13 protein-coding genes are annotated in these 23,264 nt (G+C 74.4%); 4 read left to right on the forward strand and 9 right to left on the reverse strand.

Annotated elements, in window-relative coordinates:
- The first annotated feature begins 127 nt into the window (after positions 1–127).
- Together ABZ490_RS30800 and ABZ490_RS30805 are read left to right on the forward strand one after the other, a co-directional pair.
- Entirely contained in the window at positions 128–2,851 is a 2,724-nt protein-coding gene (locus ABZ490_RS30800; RefSeq protein WP_358997082.1) for a glucosidase, read from the forward strand.
- The gene (locus ABZ490_RS30805; RefSeq protein WP_358997085.1) at positions 2,848–4,329 is read left to right on the forward strand and encodes an alpha-amylase family glycosyl hydrolase; all 1,482 of its coding nucleotides are present in this window, start codon (positions 2,848–2,850) and stop codon (positions 4,327–4,329) included. Before ABZ490_RS30800 ends, ABZ490_RS30805 begins: the two co-directional genes overlap by 4 nt.
- Here the strand turns inward: ABZ490_RS30805 and ABZ490_RS30810 are convergent.
- From ABZ490_RS30810 to ABZ490_RS30820, 3 genes are read right to left on the reverse strand one after another with little or no spacing between them, the layout of a single operon-like run.
- On the reverse strand, positions 4,289–4,831 hold the full coding sequence (locus ABZ490_RS30810; protein WP_358997088.1) for a DinB family protein: 543 nt from the start codon (positions 4,829–4,831) through the stop codon (positions 4,289–4,291). The two genes, ABZ490_RS30805 and ABZ490_RS30810, sit on opposite strands and share 41 nt — an antisense overlap.
- Before the next feature lie 40 nt (positions 4,832–4,871).
- Positions 4,872–6,635: a hypothetical protein gene (locus ABZ490_RS30815; protein WP_358997091.1), complete on the reverse strand. Its 1,764-nt coding sequence runs from the start codon at positions 6,633–6,635 to the stop codon at positions 4,872–4,874.
- Positions 6,632–10,087 (reverse strand): DUF5682 family protein, encoded by a 3,456-nt coding sequence (locus tag ABZ490_RS30820; RefSeq protein WP_358997094.1) that lies wholly within the window; start codon positions 10,085–10,087, stop codon positions 6,632–6,634. The genes ABZ490_RS30815 and ABZ490_RS30820 overlap by 4 nt, the downstream gene beginning before the upstream one ends.
- A gap of 24 nt (positions 10,088–10,111) precedes the next feature.
- Here ABZ490_RS30820 and ABZ490_RS30825 point away from each other — a divergent pair, with 24 nt between their 5' ends.
- The gene (locus ABZ490_RS30825; protein ID WP_358997097.1) at positions 10,112–10,288 is read left to right on the forward strand and encodes a hypothetical protein; all 177 of its coding nucleotides are present in this window, start codon (positions 10,112–10,114) and stop codon (positions 10,286–10,288) included.
- A gap of 464 nt (positions 10,289–10,752) precedes the next feature.
- Here the strand turns inward: ABZ490_RS30825 and ABZ490_RS30830 are convergent, their stop codons facing one another.
- The 5 genes from ABZ490_RS30830 to ABZ490_RS30850 form a co-directional block, all read right to left on the reverse strand.
- On the reverse strand, positions 10,753–11,925 hold the full coding sequence (locus ABZ490_RS30830; RefSeq protein ID WP_358997174.1) for an AAA family ATPase: 1,173 nt from the start codon (positions 11,923–11,925) through the stop codon (positions 10,753–10,755).
- Positions 11,926–11,975: 50 nt separating this feature from the next.
- On the reverse strand, positions 11,976–17,018 hold the full coding sequence (locus tag ABZ490_RS30835) for a hypothetical protein (RefSeq protein ID WP_358997099.1): 5,043 nt from the start codon (positions 17,016–17,018) through the stop codon (positions 11,976–11,978).
- Positions 17,015–17,869, reverse strand: coding sequence for a DUF4132 domain-containing protein (locus ABZ490_RS30840; RefSeq protein ID WP_358997102.1), 855 nt, complete (start codon positions 17,867–17,869; stop codon positions 17,015–17,017). Before ABZ490_RS30840 ends, ABZ490_RS30835 begins: the two co-directional genes overlap by 4 nt.
- A gap of 221 nt (positions 17,870–18,090) precedes the next feature.
- Complete coding sequence (locus ABZ490_RS30845; RefSeq protein WP_358997105.1) at positions 18,091–18,480, reverse strand: cold shock domain-containing protein; 390 nt, start codon at positions 18,478–18,480, stop codon at positions 18,091–18,093.
- 144 nt (positions 18,481–18,624) lie between these two features.
- A complete protein-coding gene (locus ABZ490_RS30850) occupies positions 18,625–19,017 on the reverse strand; it encodes a DUF5997 family protein (RefSeq protein ID WP_358997108.1) in 393 nt (130 codons plus the stop codon).
- A gap of 58 nt (positions 19,018–19,075) precedes the next feature.
- Between ABZ490_RS30850 and ABZ490_RS30855 the strand changes: the two genes are divergently transcribed.
- Positions 19,076–19,939: a LysR substrate-binding domain-containing protein gene (locus ABZ490_RS30855; RefSeq protein WP_358997111.1), complete on the forward strand. Its 864-nt coding sequence runs from the start codon at positions 19,076–19,078 to the stop codon at positions 19,937–19,939.
- 382 nt (positions 19,940–20,321) lie between these two features.
- Here ABZ490_RS30855 and ABZ490_RS30860 read toward each other — a convergent pair whose 3' ends face one another.
- Complete coding sequence (locus tag ABZ490_RS30860) at positions 20,322–23,126, reverse strand: beta-L-arabinofuranosidase domain-containing protein (protein WP_358997115.1); 2,805 nt, start codon at positions 23,124–23,126, stop codon at positions 20,322–20,324.
- Between the last annotated feature and the right edge of the window lie 138 nt (positions 23,127–23,264).

Here is a 23,264-nt window from a genome sequence, read left to right on the forward strand (position 1 = left end):
CCTTTCCGTACGGCCCGTGTGCCCCGTACGGCCCACCCCGCGTCACCGACGGCCTCCGCGTCATTGCGGCCCGGTCCGCCGCGCCCGACTGTGGAGGCAGGTGCCGGGAGAACGAGGAGGACGGGCGATGACGGACGCCGAGGGACCGGTGGACGACGGCGGCGCCGAGCGGCGGCGGCTCGCGGAGGCCGACGCCGGCGCGGTGCCGTGGCGGCGCTGGGGCCCGTACCTGAGCGAGCGCCAGTGGGGGACGGTCCGCGAGGACTACAGCGCGAACGGCGACGCGTGGTCGTACTTCACCCATGACCAGGCCCGCTCCCGCGCCTACCGCTGGGGTGAGGACGGCATCGCCGGGGTCAGCGACGACAAGCAGCGGCTGTGCTTCGCCCTGGCCCTGTGGAACGGCCGCGACCCCCTCCTCAAGGAACGGATGTTCGGCCTGACCAATGCCGAGGGCAACCATGGCGAGGACGTCAAGGAGTACTGGTTCCACCTCGACAACACGCCCACCCACTCGTACATGAAGTACCTCTACAAGTACCCGCAGAACGCGTTCCCCTACGCCGACCTCGTCGACACCAACCGGGCGCGCGGCCGCCGCGACGACGAGTACGAACTCCTCGACACCGGCGTCTTCGACGAGGACCGCTACTTCGACGTCGTCGTCGAGTACGCCAAGGCCGGCCCGGAGGATCTGCTGGTCGAGATCACCGCGCACAACCGGGGCCCCGACGAGGCCACCCTGCACCTGCTGCCGACGCTCTGGTTCCGGCACACCTGGTCCTGGGCCGGCGGCACCGCCGTCCCCGTCCTGCGCGCGACCGACGGCGCCGTCCGCGCCGACCACGAGGACCTGGGCCCACGCTGGCTCCACCACCAGGGCGGCGAGCCGCTCTTCACCGACAACGAGACCGACGACGAGCGGATCTTCGGCAGCCCGAACACCACCCCGTACGTCAAGGACGGCATCGGCCGCCGCGTCGTCCACGGCGACACCACCGCCGTCAACCCGGCCCGCACCGGCACCAAGGCCGCCGTCCACCACGTCCTGACCGTCCCCGGCGGCGACAGCGCCACCGTCCGCCTGCGCCTGACCGACACCGAACTGCCCGCCCCCTGGACGGACTTCGGCCAGGTCATGGACGCGCGCCGCACCGAGGCCGACGCCTTCTACGACGCCCTGACCCCCGAGGGCATGGGCGACGACGAGCGCCGCATGGTCCGCCAGGCGCTCGCCGGCATGCTGTGGTCCAAGCAGTACTACCACCTGGATGTCGAGCGCTGGCTCGCCGAACACGGTGTCGACCCCCTCGCCGCCGACCCCCGCATCCGCAACAGCGGCTGGTACCACATGGTCCACGACGAGATCATGTCGATGCCGGACACCTGGGAGTACCCGTGGTTCGCGGCCTGGGACCTCGCCTTCCACACCCTCGCCCTCGCCATGGTCGACATCGCCTTCGCCAAGGACCAGCTCGCCCTGCTGCTGCGCCGCCTCTCGCTGCACCCCAACGGCCAGATCCCGGCGTACGAATGGAACTTCGGGGACGTCAACCCGCCCGTGCACGCCTGGGCCGTCCTCTTCGTGTACGAACTGGAGAAGCGCCGCACCGGCCGCGGCGACCGCGCCTTCCTGGAGAACGCCTTCCAGAAGCTGACGAAGAACTTCACCTGGTGGCTCAACCGCAAGGACACCGACGGCAACAACGTCTTCCAGGGCGGCTTCCTCGGCCTCGACAACATCGGTGTCTTCGACCGCAGCGCGCCCCTGCCCACCGGCGGCCACCTCGACCAGGCCGACGGCACCGCCTGGATGGCGCTCTACTGCCAGAACCTCCTCGACATCGCCATCGAACTCGCCGTCGACAACCCGGTCTACGTCGAACAGGCGCAGATGCTCTTCGAGCAGTTCGCGTGGATCGCCGTCGCCATGAACCGCATGGGCCGGGACAACGCCAGTCTCTGGGACGAGGAGGACGGCTTCTTCTACGACGTGCTGCGGCTGCCCGACGGCAGCGCCACCCCGCTGAAGGTACGGTCCCTGGTCGGCCTGATCCCGCTGGCGGCGACCAGCGTGATCGGCGGCCGGGCCGATCGGGCCTTCCCCGAACTCGTCGAAGGCGCACGGGAGTTCATCCGGCGGCACCCGGCCGTGGAGGCCGTCGTCGAGCAGCACGACCTCGGGTCCGGAGCCGACGGCCGGTACCTGTTCGCGCTGTTCGGCGAGGACCGGCTGCGCCGTGTCCTGGCCCGGATGCTCGACGAGGACGAGTTCCTCGGCCCGTACGGCATCCGCTCCCTCTCCCGCCACCACGCCGAGCACCCGTACACCTTCGAGGTGCACGGGCAGACGTACGGCGTCGGCTATCTGCCCGCCGAGTCCGACTCCGGCATGTTCGGCGGCAACTCCAACTGGCGCGGACCGGTGTGGTTCCCCATCAACGTCCTGATCATCCGTGCCCTGCTGAACCTGCACGAGTACCACGGCCCCGCCTTCACCGTGGAGTGCCCCACCGGATCCGGCCGGACGCTGAACCTCTACGAGGTCGCCCGCGAGATCTCCGACCGGCTCACCGCCACCTTCCTGCGCGACGCCGACGGCCACCGCCCGGTGCACGGCGCCCGGGCCAAGTTCGCCAAGGACCCGCACTGGAAGGACCTGATCCTGTTCCACGAGTACTTCCACGGCGACAACGGCGCGGGCCTCGGGGCCTCCCACCAGACCGGCTGGACCGGACTGGTCGCGGCGATCGCCACGCTGTTCCACACCCTCGACGCCGACGACTGGCGGCGCGGCGGCCGGGCATCGCTGGAACCCTCGCCGGGCGACCTGGGGGAGCCGCTGTCATGACCGTGATCCATGAGATCAACACCCTGGTGTGGCTCGACGCACTGGGCCGCCGTCTCGGCCGACCGGTCACCCTGGGCGAGGTGCCCGGCGAGATCTGGGACGAGATCGCCAGACCCGGCGTCGACACGGTCTGGCTGATGGGCGTCTGGGAGCGCAGCCCGGCCGGCCTGCGGATCGCGCTGCGCGACGAGCGCCTCCTGAGGTCGTTCCGCGAGGCCCTGCCCGACCTCACCGAGGCCGACATCGCCGGATCCCCGTACTGTGTCCGCGACTACGTCGTCGACCCGTCCCTCGGCGGCCCCGGGGGACTGGCCGAGGCCCGCGCCCAACTGGCCGCCCGGGGCCTCCGGTTGATCCTGGACTACGTGCCCAACCACGTGGCCCCCGACCACCCCTGGCTCGCCGCGCACCCCGAACGCCTGATCCGGGGCACGGCGGACGACCTGGCACGCGACCCCGACGGGTATCTGGAGGCGGCGGGACGGGTGTTCGCCCGGGGCCGCGACCCCCACTTCCCGCCCTGGCCGGACGTCGTCCAACTCGACGCCTTCAGCCTGGAGTTGCGCGCGGCCACGGTCGACACGCTCGTCTCCGTCGGCGACCAGGCGGACGGCGTGCGCTGCGACATGGCGATGCTGATGATGAACGACGTCTTCGCCAAGACCTGGGGCGAGCGGGCGGGATCCGCGCCCGCCGAGGACTTCTGGCCGTACGTCCTTCCCCGGGTGCGCGCCCGCCACCCCGGCCTGCTCCTCGTCGCGGAGGCGTACTGGGACCTCGAACGGTCCCTCCAGCAGCAGGGCTTCGACCACTGCTACGACAAACGGCTCTACGACCGGCTCGTCCACGAGGACGCCGGACCGGTGCGCGCGCACCTCGGCGCCGACCTCGCCCACCAGCGGGGCCTGGTCCGCTTCCTGGAGAACCACGACGAGCCGCGCGCGGCCACCGCCCTGCCCGGCGGCCGGGGACGCGCGGCGGCCGTGACCGTGGCGACGCTGCCCGGCGCCACGCTCTGGCACGAAGGCCAGTTCGAGGGGCGCGCGGTGCGGCTCCCCGTGTTCCTGCGCCGTGCGCCCGGCGAACCGGCCGACGCCTCGCTCCGGGACTTCTACGACCGGCTGCTGCCCGCCGCGGCCCGCGTCCGCCGGGGCGAGTGGCGGCAGCTCACCCCGACCGGCTGGCCCGACAACGACAGCCACACCCGGCTGCTCGCCTGGACCTGGACGGCCCCCGACGCCCGCCACCTGGTGGTCGTCAACCACGGCGACCGCCCGTCCCAGGCGAGGATCCCCCTCATCTGGGACGGACTGCGCGGACACACCCACCGTCTGACCGACCTGCTCACCGCGCGGCCGTACGACCGCGCGGGCGACGAACTGGCCGACCCGGGCCTCTTCGTCGCCCTGGAGCCCTGGCAGGCCCACCTCTTCGAGGTCAGCCCATGCTCTTCGCCCCGTCCAGGGACTCCCGGATGATGTCGGCGTGACCGGCGTGCTGGGCCGTCTCGGCGATGATGTGGATCAGGGCCCGGCGCGCCGACCAGCGCGCGCCCGGCTCGAACCACGGCGCCTTCGGCAGCGGGTGGTCCACGTCCAGGCTGGGCAGGGAGACCACCAGCTCGTCCGTACGGCGGGCCACCTCCTCGTACTCCTTCAGCACGCCCGCCAGCGTCTCGCCCGGCAGCAGCCGGAACTCGTCGGCCCGCCGGGCGAAGTCCGCCTCGGTCATCGCGTCGAAGTCGCCCAGCGCGGACGGACCCTCGACGATGAAGTCCGCCCAGCCGCGCTCCGTCGAGGTCACGTGCTTGATCAGCCCGCCCAGACACAGCTCGCTGACCGTGGGCCGCTGCCCGGCCTGCTCGTCCGTGAGGTCACGGGTGGTGAAACGCAGGAAGTGCCGGGCGGCGGCCAGTTCACTGAGCAGGTCGGCGCGCTCGCCGGTGGCGGCCTGGGCGGGGGTGGCGGTGGAGTCGGTCATGGTCCTCTTCTCCCGTGTGGTTCCGCGGTCGAGTACCACGTTAGGAGCCATCGAGGTCAGATCCTGACCTAGAGCCCCACGCCGTCGCGCACAAGTCGCGCTCCACCTCTCCCGTGTAGGAGGCCGCCGCCAGCCACGCCCGGGCGAAGCGCGGGGTGTCGGCCGGGAGGAGCCGGCCGAACGCGTCCCGGGTGCGGTCCGCCGCCGTCGTGTGCAGCTCGTCGAGCACGGCCGCCCCGGTGGCGAACCCGCTCCGGCGCAACCGGGCCGGATCGCCCGCCGCGCCGCCCGGGAAGGCCAGCACCCGGCGCCCCCCGGACACCGCCTGGTGCACCCGGCGCCGCAGGAGGTGGAGCGGGGCCTCGTCCGGCACGGGAGCGGCGGCGGGAGGTACGGCCGCAGCGGGCAGGTCGGCCCGCTGGAGCCGGTCCAGACCGAGATCGACCCGCACACCCGGCTGGGACGGGTGCTCGGCGGCCAGCAGCAGGGCACGCGGGAGAGGCCCCGGCGCCAGCCGGGCGATCACCCGCAGCCGGCTGCCGACGGCCGACGCCAGCAGCCGCAGGTTCTCCCGATGGGGGAGCGCCGGATCGTCGTGCGCCGCGGCCAGCCGGAGCGCCAGCCCCTCGCAGTCCGCCAGCAGGCAGTCACCGGCGGCCTCCCGGACCGTGCCGACGAGCGTGACCTCGAGGAAGAGCAGGTCGTGCGGTCCGCCGGCCAGAGCGCGGCGCACCTGCTCGGCCACGGGCACCGCCCACAACCGCGCCGGCGGCTCCCCGCGCCAGTCCGCGCCGGACGCGCGGACCGCCCGTACCCCCGCCCCCGCGCCGAGGCGTCCGGTCGGCGACACCGTCGCGCCGGACACGGCGAGCCCCGCGCGCGACAGCTCGCGATGGGTCAGGGCCGTGTCGCCGATCCGCACGGTCCGGTCGGCGGCGCCGACGGCCCGGCCGGCACCGCCCGGCGCCACGTCGGACACGGTGTACAGCCGGCCCTCCGCGTCCGCGGTCCACGTCACCGCCCCCGCGTACCCGGTCGCCGTCAGCACCGGCTCGGAGAACAGCCCGTACAGCCGCAGCGAACCGTCCGGCGTGTACGGCTGCCGTACCGTCCCGCGCAGCTCCACCAGCTCGGCCCCGGCCGCCCCCGGCAGCCGGTGCGCCACGCCCAGGACCGTCCGCAGCGCCTCCACCAGGTCGGGCAGCCGGTAGGCAGGGTCCGCGGAGCGCGCCGCGCGCACCCCGGTCACCACCGTGACCGCCGCCGAGGCGGCCCGGGGGAGCCCGGCGAGCCGCGCGGTGTGCGCGGCCCGCAGCAGCTCCGCCTGGAGCACCGCCCCGGCCCCGTCCGTACCGGCCTCGAGCACGGCGGCCGCCGCCTCGAAGACGGCACGGGCGGCGTCGAGCTGGCCGGGAGAGGGACTCTCCGGCTCCGGCTCGGGCTCCGGCGCCGCCTGTGGAGCCGCTGGTGGCGGCTCCTGCGCGGTCCCCCCGGCCGCCGCCTCGACCTCCTCCGCCACCGGTGCCGCCGAGACCGCCGCCGCGCGGTGCAGACAGTCCGGGGCGAGCAGACAACCGCAGCGGACGGCGTCCACGCCGGTCACCGTGTTGTCGGGGGCGTGCAGGACGAGATCGGTGTCGTCGTCGATCGCGATCCGCACGGTGTCCCCGTCGCGGACGACCGGACGCCCCGCCAGCTTCGCGACACCCGCGTCCAGCCGCTTGCGCAGCCGGGGCGACAGCGCCTCGACGAGTTCGGCGGTCACGGACGGGACGACCGCAGGCAGTTGCGGACTCGTGCTCATGCGATCTTCTCCCCTACCCAGCGGGCGAGTTCGAGCGGACTGAGGGCGGCCACGGGCATGCCCGCCGAGACGAGCTGACCCGCCACCCCCGTGGAGTAGCGCGGCCGGCCGGTGTCGTCGAGGCTCGCGCAGCCCAGCACCTGACATCCCGCGCCGACCAGGGCCCGGACCTCGGCCAGCAGCCCGCCGAGCGGATAGCCCTCCTCGAAGTCGCTGACCACGACGACGAGGGTGCGCGAGGGCACCGTCACCAGCTCGCGCGCGTGCCGCAGCCCCGCCGCGATGTGCGTGCCACCGCCGACGCTGACCTCCAGCAGCAGCGACAGCGGGTCCTCGACATGCCCGGTGAGATCCATGACCTCCGTGGAGAAGGCCAGGAAGTGCGTGGACAGGGTCGGCACCCCGGCCAGCACCGACGCCGTGAGCGCCGCCCACACCGTGGACGCCTCCATGGATCCCGACACGTCCGTGACCAGGATCAGCCGCCAGTCGGCGGCCCGGCGCGCCCGGGTGCGGAACACCGGGTGCTCGGGGACGACCCGGACCGTGCCGTCCGGGCCGCGCCGGGCGGTCGCCAGGTTGGCCCGCAGGGTGCGGGGCAGGTCCAGCCCGCCGCCCGGCCGCCGGCTGGGCCGCGGCAGGACCGTTCCGTGCAGCGCGGGCCGCAGCCGGGTGGCCAGCTCCCGGGTGAGCGCGTCCACCAGCCGCCGGACGAGCGGACGCAGCGCGGCCAGCCGGGCCTCGGGCAGCCCGCCCGCATGGCTCAGCACCGTGCGCAGCAGCTCGACCGAGGGCCGTACGGCGGCCGCGTCCAGCTCCGTCAGCACGTCCTTGCGGCCCTCCGCCGCGGCCGCCGCCAGCACCTCCTCCCGGATACCCGGCCCGAACAGCGCCGCCAGCTCCTCCGACCACTCCCGCACCCCGGGATACGGCACCTCCCGGCCGCCCCCGGCGCCCGCACCCGTGAGATCGCCCCGGCTGCCCTCACCGCGCCCGCTGCCGTACAGCTCGTCGAGCGCGGTCGCGAGCGGCGCGGCCGAGGCGGAGAGCCGTTCCTTGCGCCGGCCCAGGACGAGCCGCCAGCGGTCGGCGGGTTCGAGTCGCCGTTCCTCGGCTTCGGCCTCGGTCTCCGTCTCGGTCTCGGTCTCGGCCTCGCTTCGGTCCGGGGCGACCGGCGACTTCTCCGGGTCGGCGCCGGGGCCGTGGGTGGGCGAGGGCAGCAGGCCGAGGGAGCGCAGGGCGGCGTGGGCCGCCAGGTCGGCCCGGGTCCAGGCGGCCAGCGCCGCCGGGTCCACCCCGCCGGTGTCGGCGACCCGCTCGGTGCCGAGGCGTTCCTCCACGGCCGACAGGAGCCGGTCCCGGGCCGCCGGGCTCAGCGTGTCGAAACCGCCCCGCAGCGCCGGGAGCCGGTCCAGGAACGCACGGTCGGACAGCTCCGCCACCCGGTCCAGCAGCGGTTCCAGGGCGTCGGCCGCCGCCTCCAGCAGCGGCCCCGCGGCCGTCAGCAGCCCCGTCAGCCGGGCGGCCAGCGCGGAGCGCGCGTCGGTGTCCACGGCACCGTCGACCCACGAGGCCACCCGGTCCCCGAACGCCCGCGCGTCCTCCTGCCCGAGCAGCACCCGTACGGCCCCGGCGGCGCCGCGCATCAGCGGCGAGCCCTCGGCGGCCAGCCGGGCGAGGGCGTCGGCGAGCCGGATCCCGCCCAGCAGGTCCGCGCGATGGGCGAGTTCGAGCAGGGCGTGCGCGTCGGCCGCCTCCTCGGAACCGGTCAGGCCGTCCACCTGCCGCACCGCGGCGGACGTCAGCAGCTCGGCCACCGCCGCCGCCCGCGCCGTACGGCCGTCGTCGGCGCCGAGCCCGGCCACATGACCGGAGCGGACCCGGTCCAACAGGGCCAGACCGGCGAGGAGTTCGGGCAGGGTGCCGGCCTGCGGCAGGGTCTCGGCGAGATCGTCGAGCCGTTCGTCCGCCAGCGCCGGCAGACCGCACTCCGCGGCCCGCGCCAGCCCTTCCAGCACCTGCGCGCCCGTCGACCCGCCCTCGTCCCGCTCCGCGCGCCGCCGCTCCCGCAGCACCCCCTCGGCGGCCTGAGCGGCGGTCACCCCGCGCACCCCGGCCGCCGTCAGCATGGCCGCGGTGGCCGGAGTCCAGCGCACCTCCCAGCGCGAGGTCAGCGCCTCGGCACCGCCCGCGCCGGCGACCTCCTTCGCCTCCCCGTACGGCACCCCGCACACCGTCAGCCGACGCAACAGCAGCTCACGGCGCCGGTCCAGGTCGGACCGCAGCGGATCCAGACGCAGATCCTTGGCGGCCGTGACCGTACCGCTCCCCGGTCCGGGCAGGCCCAGCTCGGCGACCTCGGCCTCCACCGCCGGGGCGAGACCGCTGCGCGGAGCGCCGGGGGCCGGACGCCCGGTGCGGGTGCCGACCAGCACCCGCTCCATCGCCCGCGCCACGGCCCGGCCGCGCCCGTACGGCTCTCCCTGGGCGAGCACCGTCTGCACCGCCTCGACCAGCTCGCCCCGGCCCGCCGCCGGGAGCCCGCGCAGCCGGGCCAGGTCCGAGGCGAGCCGGGTGATCTCCCGGGCGTCGGCGGGCCCGGACGGATGCCCGAGCCCCCGCAGCTCCGCGCACACCCGGACGGCGGCCCGCGTCAGCGCCTCCTCCAGCGCGGCGGGCTCCCCGCCCGCCCGCAGCACCAGGTCCTGCCACTCCGGGTCCCGGATCCCGGCCGGATACCCGGAACGCTCGTCCAGGAGGGCGTAGGTGTAGGGGATGAGTGAGGTGGTCCAGGAGGTGCTTCCGGCACCGGAGGTACCGTCGGCCTCGGCGTCGGCGGCCTCCGCCCCCTCCTCGCCGCCCGGCTCCGTCAGCGCCGGTGCGTGGAAGGCGCCGACGACCACCGCGGCCCGCCGCCCGCCCGAGGTGGCCTCCGCGATCCGGGCCCGCATCCAGCGCTCGCGCCGCAGATCCAGCTCCGGCACCCCGCCCGCGGCGGCCGCGTCCTCGCGCAGCGCCCAGCCCGTCAGCAGGGCCGCCCGGCGCAGCGCCTCCGGCGGTGACCCCGGCGCGGTGGCCTCGACGAGCCGGTCCCACAGATCGTCCCCGGGACGCCCGGTCAGCCGGGACCGCAGCGCGGAGGTGAGCCCGAGGGACCCCCCGGACGCCGCGCCGCGCCCTTCTCCCCACGCCCGGTGCGCGAGCGGCAGATCGCAGGCGACCACCGGCACGCCGCACCGGGCCGCCCACCGCACGGCCGCCAGCTCGGGCGAGAAGTCGGCGAACGGATAGAAGGCCGGCCCGGAGCCGCCCCGCCCGTCCCCGGGCGCGGCGGCGAGGGCGACCGGCGCCCGCGTCTCCTCGTGCCCGAGCCAGGGCAGCCACTCCTGCATCTCGGCCGGCAACTCGACGAGCACCACGTCCGGCCGCGCCGCGTCGAGCAACGCGGGCACGGCCGCGGCCAGGGACGGTGCATGATGCCGCACCCCGATGAGAAAGGGCGCGCCGGGTCCGGTGAGAGCGCCGAGCGCCCGGCCGGGGGCGGCTACGGCCCCCTGGGGCGAGCCGGTCCCGCCGATCTCGGCTACGGCGACGGCGCCCTCTGGCGATCCGGGCCGGCCGATCTCGGCTACAGCGATGGCGCCCTCGCGTGAGCCGGTCCCGTCGGCCTCGGCGGCTACGGGACCGGCGCCGGTGGGCGGGCAGGGCCCGTCTGTCCCGGGAGCGGGGGCCGCCTCCTGGGGCGATCCGGTCCCGCCGGCCTCGGCTACGGGACCGGCGCCGGTGGGCGAGCGGGACCCGTCTGTCCCGGGAGCGGGGACTGCCTCCTGGGGCGAGTCGGGATCGCCTGCGTCGGCTGCGGCGATGGCGGGCGATCCGGGCCCGTCGGTCTCGGCTACGGCACCAGCGTCGGCGGGCGAGCAGGGCGCGTCCGTCCCGGCAGCCGGGACCGGCTCCTGCGGCGAGTCGGGACCGGCCGGGTCGGCTGTGGCGGCAGGGCCTTCGGGCGAGCTGGGGCCGCCGGTCCGGGCTGCGGGGACCGCGCCTTGGGGCGAGGTGAGCCCGCCCGGTCCGGTCGCGGTGTCGGGGGCGACCCCCTGGGAGTGCGACACGGCCGTCAGCCCTCCAGGACCGTGCGCAGGTCCCACAGGGTCCGCCAGGTGGCGGAGCCCTGCTCGGCGCGGCGCCGTACGGGACCGTCCCAGTAGCCGCGCAGACGCGCCGCGTCGGCCGGGTCGTCCTTGCGGACCACACCGAGCAGATGTCCCGGCAGCAGGCCGAGCACATCACGGTCGCCCGGGAAGTACGCCGCGGCCAGCCCCAGCGCACCCGCCACCGACACCGCCTCCGCGGTGCTCATCACGGTGGACGGCCGCTCCACCTCCCAGCCCTCCGCCGACCGGCCCTCCCGCAGGTCCCGGAACGCGGTCACCAGCGCCTCCAGCACCGCGTCGTCCACCTGGAACGGCGCCCCGGCCCGCTCCACGGACGCCCGCGCCTGGCTGCGCACCAGCGCGGTCTCCGCGTCGAGGTCCGGGATCGGGCCGACCGTCTCGAAGTTGAAGCGGCGCTTGAGGGCCGCGGACATCTCCGAGACACCCTTGTCCCGCAGGTTGGCGGTGGCGATGAGGTTGAAGCCGGGTGCCGAGTGCGCCAACGCGTCGTCCGTGCCGGCCAGTTCGGGCACCGCGATCCGCCGCTCCGACAGCAGCGACACCAGCGAGTCCTGCACCTCCGGCAGACACCGGGTGACCTCCTCGACCCGGGCGATGCCGCCCCGGCGCATGGCGGTCAGCACCGGCGAGGGCACCAGCGCCTGCGGGCTGGGCCCCTGCGCCAGCAACAGGGCGTAGTTCCAGCCGTACTTGAGCTGGTCCTCGGTGGTGCCCGCGGTGCCCTGCACGACCAGTCCGCTGGTCCCGCACACCGCGGCCGACAGCAGCTCGGACAGCATCGACTTGGCGGTGCCGGGCTCGCCGACGAGCAGCAGACCCCGCTCCCCGGCGAGCGTGACCACACACCGCTCGACCAGGGCGCGGTCGCCGACGAACTTGCCCTCCACGACCAGCCGGCGCGGCACCCCCTCGGGCGCCTCCGCGCCGTCGGGCAGCTTCAGCGCCCGGCCGTCGCTGCCCATTACGAAGGTGACGACCGCGCGCGGGGTGAGCCGCCAGGCGGGCGGGCGCGGACCGTCGTCGTACGCGGCGAGGAAGGCCAGCTCGACGGCGTACCGCTCCTCCGGCGGCACGATCTGGCGGGCGGTGTCGGGGGAGGACAGGGTGGTGGTCATCGCGCTGCGTTCTTCCAGGGGGGACGGGACGGTGTGGGACGGGACGGTGGTCATCGGCGGCGGCCCTTGCGGGTGGCGCGGGTGGTGAGCTCCTCGTACGCCGGGGCGTCACCCGTGCGGACCCGGTCCCAGGCCCGCTCGTACAGCTCGGCCACCGGCAGCAGCGGCACGGCGCGTCCGTACCCGCTGAGCGGGTAGAGGCTCCGCTTCCAGAGCTCCACCGGCACGGCACCCCTGGACTTCAGGTCCAGCCAGCCGCACGGCAGGAACAGCGTGCGTCCGGCGCGCGCCCGCTTGGCCTCCACGACCAGGTCGGTCGCCGCGAGTTCGACACGGGCCTTCTTCATCCGCGCCGGCTTCCAGCCGGTCCAGCGGGCGCAGTTGCGGTCCGTCGGGTCGGGCAGGGCGAGCAGCATCAGATACAGCGCCGCGGCGTCCGCACCCAGACCGTGCCGCTCGGAGACCTCGGCGACCAGATGGGGCACGCTGAACGCCGGGTCCTGCGCATGCCCCGTGGGCCCCTCGGGATCGACGCCGACCGCGAGCGCGCGGGTGAGGTCGTCGTCGAGGAGGGTCCGCAGGGCCCACATGCCCTGGCCGCGCCCGGGCCCGACGATCCCTTCGAGCAGCCCGAACACCGGGTCGTCGGAACCGGTGAGCGCGCCGGGCCGCACCAGCACCGTCTCCTGCTCCCCGTACCAGGGGCGCAGCACCAGTGCCTCGCCCGCCCGGGTCGACCCGTCCTGGTCGGCGCCGCCGGTGGCGGGCATCCCGTACGCCTTGCGCAGGGCGACGGCGGTCGGTCCGGCGTCCGCCGTCCAGGCCACCTCCAGGTCGAGCAGCAGCCCCGGATCGGCGACCCGGCGGCGCAGCGCGGCGAGGCTCTCCGGCAGCACTTCCCGCAGCGGGTGCCCGTACGGCAGCGCGTAGGCGAGGCCGGCCAGGGCGTGCACGGCCTGCGTGAACTCGTACCGGCCGGGCAGTGCCTGCGGGTCCTCAGCGACCAGGGCGCCGTCCTTGTCGGGCCGCTGCACGGTCGTACGGCTGATCCAGGGAGTGCGCCCGGGGTTGAGCACCTCGTACGCGGAGCCGAGGGGCAGGGAGACGAGGGAGAGCTCGGCGGCCAGGTCCTCGGGCAGCCGGACGACCTCGCTCAGGGACCGCCTCCAGATGCGGCCCACCGCGTCCGTGTCCGGTCCGCCCGTCCACAGGTCGGCGGGGTCGTCGGGCAGCAGCGCGCCGACCATCGGCTTCCAGTTGCCCGGCTCCAGCGAGTTCAGCAGGACATCGCCGAGCTCCTTCTGGCGGGGCTTCAGCCCGGTCACGGCGACCACCTCGTCGGTGAGCTGCGCGGGCCGGCCCGCGAGCAGCAGGGCCGCCTGCACGGGTCCGAGCCCGCCCCGGCTCGCGGTGGCCAGCGCGTCCAGTGCCGCCGGCTGCCAGGGGGCCGGGCCCTTGTCCCGGACGAGCCGGGTGACGGCGGCGAGCGTCTCGGCGGGGTACACCGCCGGATGCGCGTGCTCCTGCTCCAGGGTGAAGTGGGCGATCGCACCGCGGTCGTCGGCGGGGCCGTGGTCCAGGGCCAGCCAGTGCATCCGGTTGTGCTCGTCGACGTTGCGGGAGCCGATGACGACGACCGTGCGGTCCGCCCGGCGCAGTACCTGGCCGACGCGCTGCTGCTTGTCGTGGGGCTCGCTGAGCACGATCTGCCGCAGCGGCTTCCCAGGAGCGGCCAGCGGCCCCTCCGTGATCGCCTCGAACAGCAGGAGCAGCGCCGCCCGGTGCGTCCCGGTCGTCGCCGGGCTCGTCGCCCGGTAGGCGAGGGGGCGCAGTTCGTCGAGCAGGGACAGCCACTGCGCGCCGTCGCCGGGGACGGTGAACTCGTCGCTGGTCCAGCCGTCCTGGGCCCCGGTGGTCAGCAGCGCCTTCGGCAGCGGCTTGCCGTCGGCGGGCCCGCCGGACAGCACATGGTTCACGGCGCGGATCTGCCGCAGCGTGCTCCACCGCGGGGTGCCGCCCCACCAGCCGTGCAGGCCCGACAGACCGTTCACCGCCTCCTTCAGGGTGGTGTCGTCGCCGTACTCCGGGCTGTAGTCCGCGAACATGCCCTCGGTGCGGCGGGGGTCCTGCTGCGGCCGCTCGGCCGGAGGCTTCACGTACACCGCGGTCGACTCGTCGAAACGCAGCGCGGCGCGCACCAGCGCCGCCACGCCGGTGACCAGCCGCTCGTCGCCCAGTTCGGGCAGCGCGGCCGAGACCGCCGTCCGCAGCACCTCGTCGGCTGCCGGGACGACCGCCTTGGCGTCGTCCGTTCCGTCGACCGCCGCGGCCGCGGCGAGCCGCTCCTGCCGCTGCGCCAGCGCCTCGGCCCCGGCGCGCATCACCTCGGCCACGCGCTCGTCGGTCAGCGCGCGCAGCACGGCGGAGGCCCGCTCGTCGCGCGGACGCAGCGCGTGCCAGAACTCGACCGGCGGCACGAACCGGGTGCCGGCGGCGAACTCGTTGCCGTGCTGCATCGGCGCGACAAACCCCAGCTCACCGGCGGCGGAGATGTCGCCGCCCGCGTACAGCGCGACGTGCTGCTGCTTGCGCACGACGACGGGCTCGGCGCCGCCCGGCAGCCGCAGCGCGCCGAGCGGAACGCCGGACGCCCCGCCGCTCCGCGGGACGGCGACGGTCCGGCCGTCCGGGGTGCCGACGACCGTGCGGGCCTCGGCGCCATCGCCCTCGGTGCGCACCCAGCGGCCGAGGACCGTGCCGTCGGTGCCGAACGGGCTGTGCTCCAGTCCGGGCTGGAGCGGCAGCACCTCGCAGTCCTGTTGCCTCAGCGTGGCGTCCTCGCGGACACCGCCCTGCACGAAGGCGGGCAGCGAGGCACGCCCGTGGGTGCCGGTGGCCGGGTCGTACTCCAGCCACACCTGCTGCCGGCCCTGCCGTCCCTGGCGCCAGAAGGAGGTGCCGTCGCCCAGGATGCGGCGGCCCGGCGGCAGCACGGTGTCGCCGGCGTGCAGGGTGCGCCCGCCGGTGGCCCGGCCGCCGCCGGGCAGCGGGATCGAGGCGGCGCCCGCGTTGCCGGAGCCGTACCAGTAGTAGGGGATCGCCTCGCCGCCGAGCGGGAACACATCGGCCGCGCGGGCGGACCAGTAGCCGAACTGCTTGCCGTCCTCCCGCCACATCACCAGCAGCTCGCCGTCCGTGTAGCGGAACGACGGGCGGTTCCACTGGCCGAGCTCCACGGGGAGCCGCAGATCGTGCTCCAGCAGGATCTCGTCGGGGCCGACGACGAACACCTTGTGGCCCCGGTGGACGATCAGCGCGGGCCAGGCCTCCTGGACCGTCACCGTGGTGTCCTGGTCGCGCCGGGGCTTGGTCTCGGTGTCGATCCGGCGCAGCGCCTCGTCGAGCGCGGGCCAGCCCAGCTCGTCCAGGAGACCGGCGCGCAGGGTGTGCCCGAGCAGCGGCGCGGCCTCGTGCTCGGCGACCCGCGCCACGGCGTCGGGGGCCACCTCGGCGGCCACGGTGCGGAAGGGCTGCATCCGCTCCAGCGCGGCGCGCGCGGCGGGCAGGCCCACGGCGGCGGTCAGCTCCCCGGCCGCGTCCCGCAGCCACTCGCGCAGGACGTCGCTGAGCACCGGGTGGGCGGCGATCCCCTTCAGTACCGCGGCCTCCGGGCGGTTGCCGCTCTGGGTGCCGATCTCGGTGTACAGCAGGCGCCGGAAGCGTGCGTCGGCCGCCGTCGCCGTCAGGTCGCGCCGGCCGGCCCGGTCCTCGCTCAGCCAGCGCTGAAGACCGAGGTACACGACCTCGTCAGCGGGGGGCGGCGTGAGCGGGATCCCCTCGGCGAGGCAGAGGTCGAGCAGGTCGAGGTCGGCACCGGCGTGCCAGCGTCCCGTGACGATGTCGACGGGCCGGCCCTGGGCCCGCAGCCGGGGGGCCATCCTCGCCACGAGCGCGAGGGTGGCCGCGGAACGGTCGCAGATGTTGGCGCCGTGCTTGCGGTGCAGCGCCCAGCGGGTCAGCCAGTCCGCCGCGTCGACCCCTTCGATCCCTTCGGCCGCGTCGGTCCCGTCCGGCCGTGCACCGGACTCGCCGGTCAGCAGCAGGTCGGCCCCGCACTCCCCGAGCAGCGCCAGCCAGAACTCGTCGTCCTCGACCGAGCGGCCGAGACCGGCGGGCATGATCTCCAGCAGCCGGCGGCGCACCTGCGGCTCCCGCTCGGCGAGCACGACGAGTGTCGCCCGGTAGGAGTTCCAGAAGGAGGCCGGGGCCCGCACGGCCGCGGGCGAGGCGAGCAGATCGCCGACCAGGCCGCACTCCTCGGTGACCCGGTCGAGGCCCGCCGCCCTGATCAGCCCGCGCGCGTCCTGCGGCAGCGACGCGTAGGGCGGCATGCCGGCCGCGCACCGCTCCACCGTGAGCTGGCGGAACTGCGTCCAGGCGTCGGCCGGGCTGAGCCGCGCGGCGAGCGCCTTCACATGCTCCTTGAGCGCCTTGACGGTCAGCGCGCCCGCGAACGCGAACTCCAGGAACACGGCGCGCTGCCGCTCCTCGTCCACCGTCAGCGCGTGCACCCGCTCGGCCTCGCGCGCCTTGCCGAAGAAGGCGGCGGCGTACGTCGTGTTCTCGTGCTGGAGGAAGACCCGCGCCGCCTGCTCGTAGAACGTCGGCAGGAAGTGCGGCACGGCCCGGCCGAGCCGGGTGCCGAGCTCCTCGAAGCCGTCCTTGGCGTTGCCGGGCCGGGACTTCGCCTGGCGCGCGAGCCGCTCGACGTCCCTGACCAGCGCCAGCGCGTGATGACCGTTGGCCGGGTCGTTGACCAGCGCCCAGGCCGGGAAGCCCAGGGTGACCCGGCGCACCTGCCCCACCTCGGGGACCTCCGCGTCCCTGACCAGACCGAGGAAGTCCAGGGCGAGGTCCTCGGCCTCGCCGAGGGTGCCCGGCACCAGCCGGACGATCCGCCGGTCGTCCAGACCGGGGTGGGTGTACGTGCGGACGGTGAGCGTATCGGCGTCCTCGCGGTCCGTGCTGCCCTGCGGCAGGACCGCGCCCGCGTCGAGCAGCGTGCCCGCGGTGTTCTCGTCGTACGTCGTCATGCCGCCCGCTCCTCGTCCTCGATGTCGCGCCCCGCGTACAGTGCGGCCGCCATGCGCATGCCCTCCGACCAGGCCACCGGCCCCACCTGACCGAGCTTCAGCACCCGGCCCGCGGAATCGGTGAACGTCAGGGGGCCGGTCTCGGACTCCTCGTAGCTCTCGTAGTCGCCCACCCACACCCGCGCCTCGACGGTGCGCCCGTCCTCCAGGACGGAGTGCACGGCGTTGCCGCCGCGCACCCGGTAGCCGAGCTGGGTCACCCGCCCGTGCAGGAACCGCTGCTCCTTGAACGCGCCCCCCGCGTACTCCTCGACCGAGGTGCCCTCGGCGTCCAGCGTCGCGGGCCGGTGCCACACCTCGCGGAAGAGCTGCTGGGCGCGCTGCTCCACACCGAGCTCCACGGCGAACTCCCGCAGGTCCTCAAGGTCGTCGAGGAGGACCGGGTGCGGCAGCCGGACCAGGTCCGGGGTGAGGCGCACGGTGTCGCCGTCGAGGTCGACCAGTCCGAGGCCGCGCTCGGGGTCGGCGTCCCGCAGGAACCCGGCCACCTCGCCGTCGGCGCCGGTGACCACCAGGTCACGCAGCGCGGCCTGCCAGGCGGGGTCGGGCCACACCCGGGCGACGACCGCGAACGGCACCGGCAGCGAGCGCACCATCCAGCGCTCCACATCGGTCAGGCACTGCTGCTCGTGCCGCTCCAGCCACTCGACGAGCTGGCGTAGTCCTATCACCGCCGGATCGTCGGCGATCTTGGGCGGTACGGACTTCAACACCCGCCCCGCCGCGTTGCGGCACACCACCTTGCCGTCGTCGAGGGCGACCTCGTAGTCGCCGGCCGACACCCACCCCATACGTGCCTCCCGCACCCGCATCGATCAAGTGACGGGAACTGTAGAACAGGCCACTGACAACGGGTCGTGGCAGAGGCCGATCTGACGGTGGAACAGGCGTGACCTGCGGAGATTCCTGTCATGACCCCGCCGAGAACGGGGTCCGTGGGCTCGACGGGAGGCGAAAAAACGACGGGACCCCCGTCGATGTCGACGGGGGTCCCGATGTCGTCGGGCGTGGATCAGCCCTCGACCCAGCCGTGGTTCTTGGCGAACTGCGCGAGCCCGCCGCGCACCTGCACGATCTGCTCCCCGGTGAGGGAGGGCGCCGCGCTCAGCAGGGCCTCGGTGACGTCCCGGACGAACTCCTCGGTGCTGAGCACATCGCACAGCACGTCGTCGTCGGCCGCGAGCGGCTTGCCGTCCGCGCCCCGCGCGAGCCGCACCCCGGACGCCTTCGGGCCGCGCTCACCGTCCTCGATCTCGAACTCGACGACGATGCCCCGCCGCACCTGCGACTCGGGCATCAGCATGTCGTTGACGTGCAGGAAGACATCCTCCCCGCCGTCGTCGGGCGCGATGAACCCGTAGCCCCGCTGGCTGTCGAAGCGCACCACACGACCAGCAACCATCCCAACCCCCAGCAACCTCGAAACACCCACTTCGGTGAACCTGCCCAGATCGTAGTCAAACCGACCGCCGCAGGCGACTCCCGGGCCTCACCGCGCGCGGCGCACCTCGCTGAGCTGCGGAAACGCCGCGTCTCAGGTCGTGTCTCAGTCCTCGGTGGCGTCGCGCTCGGCGTCGCGCTTCCTCAGCCGGGCCGCCTCCTTGCGGACCTCGGCCTGGGTGCCGCGCTCCTTCTCCAGCCACTCGGGCTTGGCGTCCTTGAGCGCGTCGATCTGCTCGGTGGTGAGCGCCTCCGTCACCCCGCCCCGGGCCAGGCCCGCGATGGACACGCCCAGCTTGGCCGCGACCACCGGACGGGGGTGCGGGCCGTTCTCGCGCAGCGTCCGCAGCCAGGCGGGCGGGTTCGCCTGGAGCTCGTTCAGCTCGGCGCGCGAGACGACGCCCTCCTGGAACTCGGCGGGCGTGGCGGGGAGGTACACACCCAGCTTCTTCGCCGCGGTGGCGGGCTTCATCGTCTGGGCGGTCTGCTGCGACTTCATACGGTCCAGGGTATCGGCCGCCGCGGAGACCTCTGACCACGGGCGGTAGCCTGGCGGGATGACCGACCAGGCGGATTCCTCTTCGTTCCGGCTCGCGTACGTTCCCGGAGTGACGCCCGCCAAGTGGGTGCGGATCTGGGAGGAGCGCCTGCCCGGCACCCCGCTCACCCTGCTCCAGGTGTCCCCGGCCGAGGCCTCCGACGTCCTGCGCGGCGGCGGCGCCGACGCGGCCTTCGTCCGGCTGCCCGTCGACCGTACGGTGTTCAGCGCGATCCCCCTCTACACCGAGACGACGGTCGTCGTGGTCCCCAAGGATCATGTGATCACCGCCGCCGAGGCGATCACCCTGGACGATCTCGCCGACGAGGTGGTGATCCACCCCCTCGACGACGTCCTCGGCTGGTCCGAGCTGCCCGGCGAGCCCGCCTTCGAGCGCCCGCGGACCACGGAGGACGCGATCGAGCTCGTCGCGGCGAACATCGGCGTGCTGATCGTGCCCCAGTCCCTGGCCCGCCTCCACCACCGCCGCGACCTCACCTACCGCACGCTGGTGGACGCCCCGCAGTCGGCGGTCGCCCTGTCCTGGCCCGAGGAGGCGACCACCGACCTGGTCGAGGACCTCATCGGCATCGTCCGCGGCCGCACGGTCAACAGCACCCGGGGCCGCGCCCAGCCGACCCCGCCCAAGGAACGCGAGCCCCGCAGGCCCGCCGCCGGCGCCCGCGGGCGCAGCGGCGACGCCAAGAGCGGCGGCGGAACACGTGGCGGGAGCGGCGCGAAGGGCGGCGGTGGCGCGAAGAGCGGCGGCGGTACCAAGGGCGGCGGCGGAACACGCGGCGGGGGCGGCACGAGGAGCGGCGGTGGCGCGAAGGGCGGCAGCCAACGCGGAACCGGCGGCGGCAAGCCCCGCCGCCGGTCCTAGCGCGGCGCCACAGGCGGCGGGGACCTGGCCGCTGGTCCCGGCGCGCGACCAGCGGCGGCAGGTCCAGCCAACCGGCTGCCGCGAGCCCCGCGGTTGACCTCCGTGCCGTGCGATCGGCTGGGGCGAGTTCCCGCCGCTGGTCCGAGCGTGGCGCCCCAGGTAGCGGAGAGCTTGGCCGTCGGTCCTGGGGCGCGACCAGTGGCGGCATGCCTCGCCAACCGGCTGTGGCGTGCCTCGCGGTTGGTTTTGTGCCGCGCCACCGGCGGCAAGCCTCGCCGTTGGTCTTGGCGCGGCGGCGCCGCCGGCAGCCTCGTCGCTGGTTCTGGGCCCGCGCTACCGGCGGCAAGCCCCGCCGGTGGTCGCGGCCCCCGTGCTCGGCCGCTCAGGACACGTAAGTCGCGGTGCCTGCGGTGCTCACCACCCTCTCCCCGTCCGCCGACGCCAGCAGCCCCGCGGTCACCCAGGCGTCCACCACTGTCCGCACGCGCGCGACGAGCGCCTCCTTGGAGGCGAACGGGGCCGACGCCCACACCTCGTCGAGCAGCGTGGTGCCGTCCGGCTTCGCGGGATTGGCGACCCCGGAGTCGACGGTCCCGAAGACCGCCTTCGGCTCCGAGCGACGGACGTAGGCGTGCGTCGGGTCCTCCGTGCCCTCGAAGAACGGGGCGAACTCGGTGCCGTTCAGCGTGTAGTGGAGGGACTTCCCGCTCACCGGCGTCAGCGTGGGCAGCAGATCGCCGGAGAGCGCCGCGTTGGCGTACAGCCCGAACTGCAGGTAGCTCGTGGAGGAGTTGCGGGCGACAAGGTTGACCGGGCCGTAGAACAGCGTCTGCAACGACGGGTCGTCCAGGGCCTTCTCGACGCGCAGCCGGAACGGCACGGTGACCCGTACGACGTCACCGGGACTCCAGGTGCGGGACACCGTGAAGTAGCTCCCGGCGACCGGAGTGCCGCTCACCGCGCTGCCGTTGACCGTCACCTGGAACCCGGCGGTCGCCCAGGACGGCACCCGCAGCTTGAGCCCGAAGGCGGCGCTGCTCCCGCCGAAGGTGAGCGTCGTGCCCTGCTCCACCGGGTAGGCGGTGGTCTGGGTGACCGTGACGCCCTTCTCGGCCCAGGTCAGCGTGGACGGGCTGTAGAGGTTGACGTACAGCGCGCTGCCGTCGGCGGCCTTGAAGTACACCGAGTCCTGGTACTTGGTGGCGCTCTCCATGCCGGTGCCCTCGCAGCAGGTGGTGCCCTGCTTGGGCGTGTAGTCGCGGACATGGCCGGGGGTGAGCCCGATGAAGTAGGTGACGAGCGGCTTCTCCGCGTCGGCGGTGTCCTGCTTGGAGCCGAGGACCTGGTTGAGCAGGGTCCGCTCGTAGTAGTCCATGTAGGCCGGGGTCTGCTCGTGGAAGAACAGCGTCCGGCTCAGCTTGAGCAGGTTGTACGCGCAGCAGGTCTCCGCGTTCGTGGCGCTGATCGTGCCCGCGATGCTGTCCCGCGCCTTCCAGAACTCCCCGGTGCTGGTGCCGCCGATGCCGTACATGCGGTGCGGTACGACCATGCCCCAGAAGTTCTTCGCGGCGGTCAGGTACCGGGTCTCGCCCGTCGCGTCGTACAGCCTGAGCAGCCCGGTGAAGATCGGGATGTGCTGGTTGGCGTGCAGCCCGTCGAGCGTGTCGGTGTTGGCGGCGCACGCGTCGATCAGCGAGTCGAGGTCGAACAGCTTGGCCAGCGCCAGGTGTTCGGCCTTCCCGGTGAACGCGTGCAGATCGACGATCGCCTCGACGATCCCGCCGAACTCCCCGCTGGAGAACAGCCCCCACATCCGCTGGAGCGTCGCCTCGGAGAGCACCGACAGCCGGGAGTACATCCAGTCGCCCATGCCGGACGCGAGGTCGAGTGCGCGGGCGTCGTCGGTGGCGACGTAGGCGTCCAGCAGACCGCGCAGGATCTTGTGCGCGGTGTAGTACGGCGCCCAGACCTTGGTGTAGTCGCTGCCGGTCATCGACTCCAGCAGGATGAACTGCGTCTCCGGGTACGCCGCCAGGAACCCGGGGTGGCTGGGCCCGCCCCAGGTGCGCTTCAGGGTGGCGGTCAGGCCCCGGCCCGAGGCGTCCGGGAAGGTGCCGCCGGCGGTGGCCTGGAACCAGTACGACGCGAGGTTGCCGAGTCCGGCCGAGGAGAGCTTGGCCTCGTTGGTCTGAAGCGAGGCGATCTCGGCCTGGGTGAGCACCCGCGACCACACGTTGAACTCGTCGTGGCAGCCGGCGTACAGGGGGTCGCCGGAGTAGTTCGAGCGGCCCAGCCAGTTGTTGGTGAGCGTGCCGAGCGTCGCCGGGGTGAGGGTCATCGCCGTGTTCGTGGCGACGGCCGTGCCGTTGACGTACAGGGTGCCGGTGCTGCCCGAGAGGGTCACCGCGAGGTGGCTCCACTGGTTCAGCGGCAGCGCGGCCGTGCCGTTGAGACCCTGCTCGCCGCCCGCGCCGCCGGTCGTGATGGCGAACCGGGGCACACCGCTCGCGTTGCGGCTCGCCAGGTACATGTACCGGGTGGTGTTGTTCCCGAAGTCGAACACCCGCTGCCAGTTGGCGTCGTGGGTGGGCTTCACCCACGTCGCCAGGGTGATCGCGGAGGCGCCGTTCAGCACCGTGGCAGGCAGGTCGACGTACTGGTAGGAGCCGCGCACCAGCTCCAGCGCACCGCCCCACCTGCCGGTGACGGCGAGCATCTTCGGGTCCGTGCGCAGGGCCGCGCGGACCTCGGTCAGCGCGCCGACCACGGTCGCGATCCGGTCGGCGAACACCTGCTCGCCGGTGCTCGCGTACGCCTGCGCCAGCATGGTCAGGAAGTGCCCGGTGTAGTGCCCGCGCAGATTGCCGTTGGCCTCGCCGTCGAGCCCCTCCCAGCCGCCCGGAGCGACCGCGCCCAGCGTGGAGAGGCCGGCGTTGGCCCGGAAGACCTGGAGCAGCCGGTTGACGTCGTAGCCGCGGGCGTGATCGAGCATCAACTTCCGCTTGGTGGCGAAGATCCCGGTGCCGAGGGCCACGTCCTTGAGCGCGAAGGGCTGGAGCGCCCAGGAGGCCGGCGGCGGCAGCGTGGCCGCCGAGGCGGCGGGGGCCACCGCCGCGCCGGCACCGGGGACGGCGGCGGCGAGGATCGCGCTCCGGAGGAGGGTCCGTCTGCTGAGGGGAGGTGCCATGTACTGCTCCTCTGAATCCACAAGGGGGGTGTGTTCGCAACCGTTTGTTCGAAATTGCGAACGGCGTGCGGATGGTCGACCAGACGTTAGAAGGGGGACGGGAGGGCGTCAACGGGCCTGACACGATCGAAAGTTGAG

Source organism: Streptomyces sp. NPDC005811, from assembly GCF_040630405.1.
Classification (GTDB): domain Bacteria; phylum Actinomycetota; class Actinomycetes; order Streptomycetales; family Streptomycetaceae; genus Streptomyces.